The sequence below is a fragment of the Microbacterium insulae genome, from assembly GCF_042677065.1.
GTDB classification, from domain to species: domain Bacteria; phylum Actinomycetota; class Actinomycetes; order Actinomycetales; family Microbacteriaceae; genus Microbacterium; species Microbacterium insulae.
Genome location: NZ_JBHTII010000001.1, coordinates 2,257,363 through 2,266,389, shown reverse-complemented (window position 1 = coordinate 2,266,389; position 9,027 = coordinate 2,257,363). Strand labels below are relative to the sequence as shown.

Sequence of the window (9,027 nt, the reverse complement as noted above, 5' to 3'; positions counted from 1 at the left end):
GTCGACCCGCGCCGGTGTTTATTCATTCAGCGGAATGGATGCTGCAGGCGTACCGTTGCAACCGACATGCAGCGCTTCGGAACCCTCTCCTTCGGCCACTACGGCCCCCTCGGCGGGGGGCGCCAGCTCTCCGCCGGCGACTCGATGCTCCAGGCCATCGACCTGGCGCAGGGCATGGACGACCTCGGGGTCGACGGCGCCTACTTCCGCGTGCACCACTTCGCCCGGCAGCAGTCCTCGCCGATGCCGCTGCTCGCGGCGATCGCCGCGAAGACCGAGCGCATCGAGGTCGGCACCGGCGTGATCGACATGCGCTACGAGAATCCGCTGTATCTCGCCGAGGAAGCGGCATCCGTCGACCTCATCTCGGGCGGCCGACTCGCGCTCGGCGTGAGCCGAGGGTCACCCGAGACCGTCGTGCGCGGCTACGAGGCCTTCGGCTACACGGGGTCCGCCGACCCGCGTGGCGCCGACATCGCGCGCGAGCACTTCGAGCTGTTCCTCCGCGCCATCGACGGCGAGGGACTTGCGGAGCGGGATGCCTCGTCCCCGTTCGGGACGGGAGCGAGCGGCCTCCAGCGCGTCGAACCGCACTCCCCAGGGCTGCGCTCCCGCGTGTGGTGGGGAGCGGGGAACCGCGACTCGGCCGAATGGGCCGGCCGCATCGGGGTGAACCTCATGTCGTCGACGCTGCTCACCTCGGCCGACGGACGCCCGTTCGATCTCCTCCAGGCCGAGCAGATCGACGCGTTCCGCGCGGCATGGCGCGAAGCGGGGCACGAAGGAGAGCCGCGCGTGTCGGTCAGCCGCTCGATCTTCCCGCTGATGACGGCCGAGGATCATCTGTACTTCGGCGGACGCCAGGACGGCGACCAGATCGGCGTCATCGACGGGATGCGGTCCACCTTCGGCAAGACGTACGCGGCCGAACCCGACGTGCTCGTCGAGCAGCTGAAGGAGGATGCCGCGATCGCCGCGGCCGACACGCTCATGCTGACGATCCCGAGCCAGCTCGGGGTCGAGTTCAATCTGCGCGTCGTCGAGGCGTTCGCGACCCACGTCGCTCCCGAACTCGGGTGGCGGGGCACACGCGTCTGAGCGGCCGGCGGACGTCGTCGCGACTCAGCCGTCGTCGGCTCCGGCGTCCTCTGTTCCGGCGTCCTCTGTTCCGGCGTCCTCGATGAGGTGCAGCTGCGTTCCGTCCGGGTCGATGAGGAATCCCGCGCGGAGTCCCCACTCCTGGAGGGCGACCGGGACGAGCCGCGGAATGCCGATGGTGTTCTCGGGCACCCCGCTGTCGCGCACCCGGGCGTAGAGCGCGTCGAGGTCGCCGACGCGGATGCTCGCCATGAACCAGCTCTCGTAGGGGTCGTGCTCGGGCGCAAGGAAGAACTCCAGCACGATGCTGCCCCGCGAGAGGATCAGCCACCCGCCGTCTCGATGCGTCTGCTCGAACCCGAAGCCGCCGTAGAACGCGGTTGTCGCGTCGAAGTCGCGCGACGGCAGGTTCGGCACCGAACGGTCCATGGCCCGAATCTACGCCAGTCCGACCACCCGCATGCCGAGCCACTCACCGAGCTCCGAGATCTCGGCACGCACCATCTCGGTCTCTTCGGGCTCGAACGGCAGGAACTCGTGCACCGCGTTCACTCGCAGCTCCTGGCGCTCGCGGTCGACCGCGGCATCCAGCATGCCGACGAACCGGTCGCCCAGCAGGATCGGGTGCGCGAAGTAGCCGTACACGCGCTGCGGTGCGGGCTTGAACTGCTCGAGCACGTACTCGAACTCGAACACCTCGGCCAGGCGCGGGCGGTCGAAGAGCATCGAGTCGTACGGGTTGAGGAACGCGACGCGTCCCCCCTCGTCGCGGTCGAGCGCGGAAAGCGCCTCGGGATCGACCCGGAAGGCCCATGAGCTGCCCTCGACCCTGGCCGGCTCGCCTGCCTCGCCAACCTGCGACCACGGCGACTTCCGCTTCGCGATGCCGAGCGCCTGCAGGCGCCGTTCGGCGAGCATGCGCGCGGCGTCGTCGGCACCGAGTTCGGGCAGGTGCGCGGGATAGACGCGCTCGGCGAGATCCCACCGTCGGTGCCGGCCCTCTCGACCCACGATCGCCACGAGTCCCTGGCGACTGAGGAAGTCGAGCATGTGCGGGACCTGGTTGCGGCCGGACCAGCCGTCCGGCGCGCGATCGACCTGCGCGGTGTCGGGGATCTCGCTCGCCAGCAGGGGTCCTTCGGCGCGAAGTCGGGCCAGCACGTCCGCCTTGAACCGGGCGTTCGCCTCGAGCCACTCGCGACTGCTCTCGCGACGTGGCCACTCCCGCATCCCCGGCGCAAGAAGCGGGAGCAGGCTCGCCGGCCGGAACGCCCCCTCGAACTCGAACAGCAGCCGGTCGCCCTCGACCGCCTTCTGCAGCTGACCCGGCTCGTACGACCACCCGATGCGCGACCACAGCACCGTGTGCTCGCACGGGGCGATCGTCGCCGTCGGGTCGATCTTGACGTAGCCGAGCTGCTCCGCCACCTCCACGACGTCACCGGGTCGATCGGCGTCGAGCAGCTGCGCCCGCACCGCGATGCGGCGCGCCTCGTCGCGGCTGAGACGGTGCGTCACGACGCCGCGCGGCCCGAGCTCGCCTCGGACGCATCGAATCCCGCGCGTTCGAGCGGGAGCTCTCGCTCGCGGTCCCACGGCTCGGTCCAGCCGAGGCGGTCGAAGAGACCGTCGAGCACCATGCCGGTGAACCCCCACACGAGGTGGGGCTCTTCTCCGGGGGACGGGACGAGGAAACCGGGACCCCGCCACACCTGACCGTCGCGCCGGATCACCGTGGATCCGCGGTTCGCGGGATCGAGGAGGTCGGCCACGGGCGCGCGGAAGACGTCGGAGGACTCCGCCTCGTCGACCACCCGGACGGGGGACGGATGCCGCCACCACGCGAGCACCGGAGTGACGAGGTGCTGCGAATAGAGAAGTGGGATGTCTTCGAGCACCCCGAGCACCTCGACCCCCGCCGGATCGAGGTCGGTCTCCTCTCGTGCCTCGCGCAGCGCCGCCGCCACGGGCCCTTCGTCTTCGGGGTCGACGCGCCCGCCCGGGAACGCCACCTGGCCGGCATGGGAGCGCAGGGTCGACGCGCGCGAGAGCAGCAGGACATCCAGATCGCGCGAAACCGCGTGCGCCTCGTGACCACTCGGCATCGAGTCGAGGACGCCGAACAGCATCAGCACTGCGGCCGGCCGCGCATCGGCGGCCGACGGCAGGCCGGCCAGACCCGGGAATCCGCCGCGCTCGCGGGACGCGGCATCCGCCAACGCCGCCAGCTGCGCACGGGCAGACGACGAGGAGGATTCGGCGAGCATTCGTTCAGGCTACGCCGCATCTCGGACACGGGAGCCGGTGCGCGACCGAGCCCGGCGAATTACGCTCATCACATGGGCGAGCACCCTCCCGCGGGCTGGTACGACGACGGCACCGGCCGTCAGCGCTGGTGGGACGGAGCACGCTGGAGCGACGAGTACATCGATCTGCGAGAGGCCAGGACGGAGCTCCACACCGGGTCGGCCCCGGCGGCAGCCGGCTCGGCCGCGGCCGGCTGGTACGACGACCAGCGCGGCCGTCAGCGCTGGTGGGACGGTACGCGCTGGACCACGGCGGTGCGGTACAGCGGTCAGGAGCAGAGCTTCGCGGGGATCGTGCTCGATGGTCGCTGGGTCCATTTCGGAGACCTGAGCCAGCCGGTGGGCGGGGTAGAGGCATCCGTCGACACCGGCGATGCGCTGTTGCGCTCCCCCGCCTTCACCCGGAACGCCGTCGAGCGCCGTCTGTTCGGCTCCGCGGGTCCGATCACCCCGCGGACACTCAACCGGGCGATCGATCGATCGCGTCGCTACCTCGTCGTCGCCGGATCGGCCCAGGTGTGGATCGCCGCGATCACGGCCGATCAGGAGACCGAGGCGCAGGTTTTCGCGGGATGGGTTCGCGCGAGTTCGGCGCACTACCGATACGGCTGACATCGCGGCAGCAAGCGGAATCCCGGCCCCGCGACCGGGGATTTTCGTGAACCGCGCTCCCATGTAACGTTCAGGTAACGCACCGGAACCGTCCAGACGGGGTGGGCAGACTCGGGGACTTGTGCCCGCCAGCGGGCCCCTGGCGCCCGCCCGAGGGCGCCCTCCCCGATATACGGAACCCGGTTATCTTCATGCGCTCCAGTTCACTTCCCGCTGCTCTCCGCCGCGCCCGCGTCGCCCGCCGTCGCACCCGCCGCCGCTCCGCCCTCATCGCCACGGGCCTCGCGGTGGGGATGTTCGCCACCGCGACCGCGGCCACCGTTCCCCCGATCTCGGCGGCCGAGGCGATGGGCACCGAGAACGGCGTCGCGCTCGCCTCGTTCACGATGCCGTCCGAGCCGACGGCCGTCATCCAGGAGGACGGCTCGGACCCGATCTCCCGGGCCGCGCACAGCGCCCTGGACGACGCGGATGCCGCGATCGACGCCGCCGCACAGGTCACCGCCGACGCGAAGGGGTCGAAGCTCGATCTCGGTGACCTGGAGACCACGGTCGACACCTCGGACCTCGGAGAGGCCGCGGAGCGTCTGACGGGTGGTCTCGACCTGCCCGCGCCGCTCGTTCCCGACCTGATCGACGACGTCACCGCCCTGACCGCGACGGTGGAAGCGGATGTGACCGAGGTGCGCGAGGGGCTCGAGGCCGCCGAGGCCGAGGCCGCACGCAAGGCCGCCGAGGCCAAGGCGCGCGCCGAGGCGGAAGCCCGTGCCGCCGCCGAAGCCGAGGCCCGCGCGGCCGAGGAGGCCGCACAGGCCGCCACGCCCACGACCCCCGCTCCGTCGCCGGTCGGCGTCGGAGGCGGCGCGAGCCCGGCAGAAGCACAGGGCATCGCCCAGGGGATGATCGCCGGCTACGGCTGGGGCGGAGACCAGTTCTCCTGCCTCGTCTCCCTATGGAACCGTGAGTCCGGCTGGAACTACGCCGCCTACAACTCCTCGAGCGGCGCCTACGGCATCCCCCAGGCGCTTCCGGGCAGCAAGATGGGCAGCGCCGGCGCCGATTGGCAGACCAACGCCGCCACCCAGATCAGCTGGGGCCTGGGCTACATCGCCGGCCGCTACGGCTCGCCCTGCGGCGCGTGGTCGCACTCCGAGTCCGTCGGCTGGTACTGACGCCGGATCCTCATTTCGCCTCGCGAGAGCGGGCGGGCTTCGTGCCCGCCCGCTCTTGTGCGTCCTCCGTTGTGCAGGCGGATGCTGCGGTTCGGACTTATGCACCCGCAACGTCGGCTCAACGAAGGATGTCGTAGCTATGTTCTAATGTCGGTGGCATGAAAGCAGCATCTCCGGATGATGAGCCGGTCGAGCCCCTTGCGCCCGTCAGCGGGCCGGGCCGCGCCGTCGACGGCTCAGGCGACGAGTGGCTTGCGCCGGTTCCCGACGATGTGGATCTGGTCACCGAGGTGGCCGCAATGATGGCGGTCTTCGCGGCGCAGCAGTTCGCCCGCGTGGATGCGCTGCGGATGAACGCTCTCGAGGATGTCGCACGGTATGGAGGCGGAGCGGTGGGGATCGTCGAGCGGTCGTTGCGGCTCGAGCTGGCCGCGGCGTTGCGGGTCACCGAGCATGCCGCGGGCATGCTCCTGGCCCGCGCCGAGGCGATGGTGCACCGATACCGGCCGGCGCTCGAGTCCTTGGGGCGGGCCCGGATGACCGAGCGCCACGCCCTCGTCCTGATCGAACTCCTTGACGCTGCGACGGCCGAGGTGCGCGCCCGGGTCGCGCCGAGGGCGGTGGCGCTCGCAGAAGAGCTCCCGGTGGGGTCATTCCGGCGGGCGCTGCGTCGACTGATCGAGACCGAGGACTCGGCCACGCTCACCGAACGCCACACGAGCGCTCTCGGCGAGCGGCGGATGCTGATCGAACCGGCCGCCGACGGCATGGCGTGGCTGCACGCGCACGTGCCCGCCGTCGAGGCCCACGCGATCCATGCCCGGGTCACTGGCATGGCAAAGGTCATTACCGGGCACCCCGAAGAGACCCGGACGCTAGACCAGGTACGCGCGGACGTGCTGTGCGACCTTCTCATCGATGGCGAGAGTCCGGCGCACCCGGCCGACGCTCGCGGGATCCGGGCGAGCGTGGCCGTCACGGTGCCCGCGCTGGCGCTGCTCGCCGAAGACGACGCCGACCGGCACCAGCGCGGCCTGGACCCCGCGACCGTCGAAGGCGTCGGCCCCGTACCCCTCCGAACCGCGAAAGAGCTGTGCGGGAGTGACGGCGGGTGGATGCGCGTGCTCACCCATCCCGAGACCGGAATGGTGCTGTCGGTGGGCCGAACACGGTATCGACCACCCGAGGCGTTGCGCCGGCTGATTCGATGGCGGGCCGACCGCTGCATGGCCCCCGGATGCGGGATCCCCGCCTCGCGGTGCGAGATCGACCACAACGTCGCCTGGGAACACGGCGGACACACCGCGCTCCACAATCACTCTCCGCTCTGCAAGGGGCATCACACCGTGAAGCACCACGGGGGCTGGATCGTCGAGCATCTCCCCGACCGCGGTGGCGCACTCGTGTGGACATCCCCCACGGGCAGGCAGTATCTGGTCGAGCCCGAACGGCGGGTCCCCGTCTTCCGACCCTCCGGACCGGCCGACGTCCCGCGCGCCCCCTTCTGAAGGCCGGGCCGGCCGGGCGCGCGTCCCCTGCTCAGCGAAGGAAGTCCGCGGGGTCGAACTCGTCGATCGGCACGACGCGCACGCGCGGAAGCGGGGCGTCGAACGCCCCGGCGTCGTACTCGATGTCGAACAGCTCGAGCCCCGGGATCGCCCCGAGCTCCGCACTGCGGAACTCCGTGAACGCGATGACCCCGACGCGGCGACCACCCCCGACGAGGGCGGCGAGGTCATCCACGAAGTCCCGGTCATGACTGACGAGCACGACGTCGTCGTCTCGATCGGCGAGGGTCCGCAGCGTGCGCTGGATCGCGATGTCGACGACCTTCTCGTCCGCGTCGCCCGACAGCGGCACCGGCGTGTAGCCGAGCGCGAGGAGCGCCTGCACGAAGGGCATCGGCAGATGCGAGCTCGCGTTGAGGAAGAACAGTCCACGCGAGGGCTGGGCCCACCGCTCGGTCACGAAAGTCAGCAGGCGGTCCCACCGCGGCCGCTCCTCGGGCTGCGGCCGCCGTCCGAGGATCGATCCGCCCAGCGTCGCGTCGATGTTCTCACCGTCGACGAGCACCCAGCTCCTGCGCTCCGACATGTCGTTCCTCTCTGGCGCACCGGTTCAGGCGGCGCGCAGGACCTTCTCCATCGGGCGGCCCTTCGCCAGCTCGTCGACGAGCTTGTCCAGGTAGCGGATCTGCTGCATGAGCGGGTCGTCGATCTCTTCCACGCGTACCCCGCACACGACGCCCGTGATCGAGGACGCGGCCGGGTTGAGGTCGGCATCCGCGAAGAAGTCCTCGAATGTCGTCCCGGCGTCGAGATGCTCGCGCAGGCGTGCATCGTCGAATCCCGTCAACCACTCGATGACCTCGTCGAGCTCGACCGTCGTGCGACCCTTCCGTTCCAGCTTCGCGGCATAGAGCGGATACACCGACGCGAAGGGAAGGCCGAAGATGCGGTGCACGCCGTCAGCGTAGCCCGTCCGGGAGCCTGTCGCCGGAAGCGCGCAGCCGAACGCAGTGATGGCCCCGGGCGGGTGCCCGCCCGCCGGGGCCATCGCGCTGCTGCAGGAGTTGACCGGACCCGAAAACCGATCCTCGACCGCACCGCGCATCACTGCTCCGCCAGGCTACGGTCGCCCCCGACCCCGAGGTGTGCCCTTGACGGCGCCCGTCTCGAGGTGATATCGATCCGGATTCGAAGCGCGTTCCCAGGTTCGCGGGACCAAAAGGGGGGCGGCATCCGTTGTGCTGAAGTGACGGCGCAGCCAGCGGCGTCACCCCAGGAGGACCACTTGAATCCGAACGACTACCCCAAGACCCCCGAGGCGCTCAGCCGACTCACCGACAGCCAGTACCGCGTGACGCAGGAGGACGGCACCGAGCCGCCGTTCCGCAACGCCTACTGGGACAACCACGAGGACGGCATCTACGTCGACGTCGTCTCCGGCCAGCCGCTCTTCTCCTCGGCCGACAAGTACGACAGCGGCACCGGATGGCCGAGCTTCACACGGCCGATCGAGCCCGCCGCGGTCTCCACGAAGACCGACCGCAGCCTGTGGATGCCGCGCACCGAGGTGCGCTCGTCCGGGGCCGACAGCCACCTCGGCCATGTGTTCTCCGACGGCCCTCGCGATGCCGGAGGCCTGAGATACTGCATGAACTCGGCCGCGCTGCGCTTCGTCCCCGCCTCCGACCTGGAGGCCGAGGGCTACGCCCAGTACCGAGACCTCTTCCCCCACGAGAACCAGGAGCACGCATCATGACCAGCGGACCCTTCGACACCGGTGAGATCACCCGCACCCCCGGCACCGAGACGGCGGTCCTCGCCGGCGGTTGCTTCTGGGGCATGGAGGACCTCATCCGCCGCCAGCCCGGCGTGCTCGCCACGCGCGTCGGCTACACCGGCGGCGAGAACGCGCACGCGACCTACCGCAAGCACCCCGGCCACGCGGAGGCCGTCGAGATCGTGTTCGATCCGTCCCAGACGACGTACCGCGACATCCTGGCGTTCTTCTTCCAGATCCACGACCCGTCGACCCTGAACCGCCAGGGCAACGACATCGGCACGAGCTACCGCTCCGCGATCTTCCCGCTCAGCCCAGAGCAGGAGCAGGTCGCGCGCGACACGATCGCCGACGTCGACGCCTCGGGACTGTGGCCGGGCAAGGCCGTCACCACGATCGAGCCCGCCGGGCCGTTCTGGGAGGCCGAGCCGGAGCACCAGGACTACCTCCTGCGCATCCCCAACGGCTACACGTGCCACTTCCCCCGCGCGGGATGGGTGCTTCCCAAGCGCGCCGACGCGACGGCCTGACCGGAGCGAAGAACGGATGCCGCG

11 protein-coding genes are annotated in these 9,027 nt (G+C 70.6%); 6 read left to right on the top strand and 5 right to left on the bottom strand.

The features are described 5' to 3' along the window. The first annotated feature begins 66 nt into the window (after nucleotides 1–66). Nucleotides 67–1,098 carry an LLM class flavin-dependent oxidoreductase gene (locus ACFQ0P_RS10510; RefSeq protein WP_204978662.1) on the top strand — a complete coding sequence of 344 codons (1,032 nt, stop codon included), beginning with the start codon at nucleotides 67–69 and terminating at the stop codon, nucleotides 1,096–1,098. A gap of 24 nt (nucleotides 1,099–1,122) precedes the next feature. Here ACFQ0P_RS10510 and ACFQ0P_RS10505 read toward each other — a convergent pair whose 3' ends face one another. The 3 genes from ACFQ0P_RS10505 to ACFQ0P_RS10495 are packed head-to-tail and all read right to left on the bottom strand — an operon-like array spanning nucleotide 1,123 to nucleotide 3,365. Next, nucleotides 1,123–1,527, bottom strand: a complete 405-nt coding sequence (locus tag ACFQ0P_RS10505; protein WP_204978661.1) for a bleomycin resistance protein — start codon at nucleotides 1,525–1,527, stop codon at nucleotides 1,123–1,125. 9 nt (nucleotides 1,528–1,536) lie between these two features. Then, a complete protein-coding gene (locus ACFQ0P_RS10500) occupies nucleotides 1,537–2,616 on the bottom strand; it encodes a DNA glycosylase AlkZ-like family protein (protein WP_204978660.1) in 1,080 nt (359 codons plus the stop codon). Beyond that, nucleotides 2,613–3,365 carry an NUDIX hydrolase gene (locus ACFQ0P_RS10495; protein WP_204978658.1) on the bottom strand — a complete coding sequence of 251 codons (753 nt, stop codon included), beginning with the start codon at nucleotides 3,363–3,365 and terminating at the stop codon, nucleotides 2,613–2,615. The genes ACFQ0P_RS10500 and ACFQ0P_RS10495 overlap by 4 nt, the downstream gene beginning before the upstream one ends. 72 nt (nucleotides 3,366–3,437) lie before the next feature. Between ACFQ0P_RS10495 and ACFQ0P_RS10490 the strand changes: the two genes are divergently transcribed. From ACFQ0P_RS10490 to ACFQ0P_RS10480, 3 genes are all read left to right on the top strand, one after another. Further along, nucleotides 3,438–4,016, top strand: a complete 579-nt coding sequence (locus tag ACFQ0P_RS10490) for a DUF2510 domain-containing protein (RefSeq protein ID WP_204978657.1) — start codon at nucleotides 3,438–3,440, stop codon at nucleotides 4,014–4,016. A gap of 191 nt (nucleotides 4,017–4,207) precedes the next feature. Beyond that, nucleotides 4,208–5,188 carry an aggregation-promoting factor C-terminal-like domain-containing protein gene (locus tag ACFQ0P_RS10485; protein WP_204978655.1) on the top strand — a complete coding sequence of 327 codons (981 nt, stop codon included), beginning with the start codon at nucleotides 4,208–4,210 and terminating at the stop codon, nucleotides 5,186–5,188. A 158-nt stretch (nucleotides 5,189–5,346) separates the two neighbouring features. Beyond that, nucleotides 5,347–6,696, top strand: coding sequence for an HNH endonuclease signature motif containing protein (locus ACFQ0P_RS10480; protein WP_378772114.1), 1,350 nt, complete (start codon nucleotides 5,347–5,349; stop codon nucleotides 6,694–6,696). 31 nt (nucleotides 6,697–6,727) lie between these two features. Here ACFQ0P_RS10480 and ACFQ0P_RS10475 read toward each other — a convergent pair whose 3' ends face one another. Together ACFQ0P_RS10475 and ACFQ0P_RS10470 are read right to left on the bottom strand one after the other, a co-directional pair. Then, nucleotides 6,728–7,282: an NYN domain-containing protein gene (locus tag ACFQ0P_RS10475; RefSeq protein WP_204978653.1), complete on the bottom strand. Its 555-nt coding sequence runs from the start codon at nucleotides 7,280–7,282 to the stop codon at nucleotides 6,728–6,730. Nucleotides 7,283–7,306: 24 nt separating this feature from the next. Further along, nucleotides 7,307–7,651, bottom strand: coding sequence for a DUF2200 domain-containing protein (locus ACFQ0P_RS10470; RefSeq protein ID WP_204978652.1), 345 nt, complete (start codon nucleotides 7,649–7,651; stop codon nucleotides 7,307–7,309). A gap of 330 nt (nucleotides 7,652–7,981) precedes the next feature. Here ACFQ0P_RS10470 and msrB point away from each other — a divergent pair, with 330 nt between their 5' ends. Together msrB and msrA are read left to right on the top strand one after the other, a co-directional pair. Continuing rightward, nucleotides 7,982–8,452 (top strand): peptide-methionine (R)-S-oxide reductase MsrB, encoded by a 471-nt coding sequence (gene msrB, locus ACFQ0P_RS10465; protein WP_204978650.1) that lies wholly within the window; start codon nucleotides 7,982–7,984, stop codon nucleotides 8,450–8,452. Further along, a complete protein-coding gene (gene msrA / locus ACFQ0P_RS10460; protein ID WP_204978649.1) occupies nucleotides 8,449–9,003 on the top strand; it encodes a peptide-methionine (S)-S-oxide reductase MsrA in 555 nt (184 codons plus the stop codon). The genes msrB and msrA overlap by 4 nt, the downstream gene beginning before the upstream one ends. Nucleotides 9,004–9,027 lie beyond the last annotated feature (24 nt).